The sequence below is a fragment of the Arthrobacter sp. Cr_A7 genome, assembly GCF_029222765.1.
Lineage (GTDB): Bacteria > Actinomycetota > Actinomycetes > Actinomycetales > Micrococcaceae > Arthrobacter.
The window spans coordinates 1-696 of sequence record NZ_JARHXQ010000269.1 but is presented as its reverse complement, the minus strand read 5'-3'; the positions used below and the strand labels follow the sequence as shown (position 1 = coordinate 696).

Below are 696 nucleotides of genomic sequence, written 5' to 3'. Positions count from 1 at the left end.
ATCGCCGCCACCCGCGCCCGCAGTTCCCGTGGCCGGAATGGCTTCGCGATGTAGTCGTCCGCGCCGGCATTGAGCGCGGACAGCAGGTCCGGCTCCTCGGTCCTGCCGGTCAGCATCACCACATAGGCATTGCTGAAATGCCGGATCCTCCGAAGGACTTCAAACCCGTCAATATCAGGCAGGCCGATGTCCAGTGTCACCACATTCGCCTGCTTGCTGCGGACCACTTCAACCCCGGCCCGCCCGTCAACCGCTGTATGAACCTCGAAGCCGGCCTGGCTCAAAACCCCTTCGAGGAGGTTCCGAACGTCAGCGTCGTCCTCGATGACTACAGCCACACCAAGATCGTCGTCCATGTACTATCCCTGAGCCAGGCGGACATGACCCCCCATCGGCCCAGCGCCAATGCCATATCCGCTCCAACTCTTTATACGCTACAAGCAAGCCGCTTTAATGACATCTGTTTCAACTTTGCATTTGAAAAGTCAATTATTATGACAAGGATGTGGATTACGAGCCGGAAAGGATGCGCCACGTTGCCCAGAAGGAATTCGGAGGCACAGAGGGCGGCTGTTCATGTGGTGATCCACCACGGCCATAGCCGGTGTCATGGCTGAGCGGCTTTTTCCGCGTGGGCCTGCCCGCTTCTTCCAGGCGCTCGGGCCGCGGTCGCAAGTTGCCCTCTGCCAGCTTCCC

The 696-nt window shown here is 59.6% G+C and carries 1 protein-coding gene; it reads right to left on the bottom strand.

Annotation, left to right across the window (positions count from 1 at the left end; all coding sequences use genetic code 11):
* A partial coding sequence (locus tag P2Q66_RS15775; RefSeq protein WP_275729626.1) for a response regulator occupies window positions 1-356 on the bottom strand: 356 nt, incomplete at its 3' end.
* Window positions 357-696: the final 340 nt, after the last annotated feature.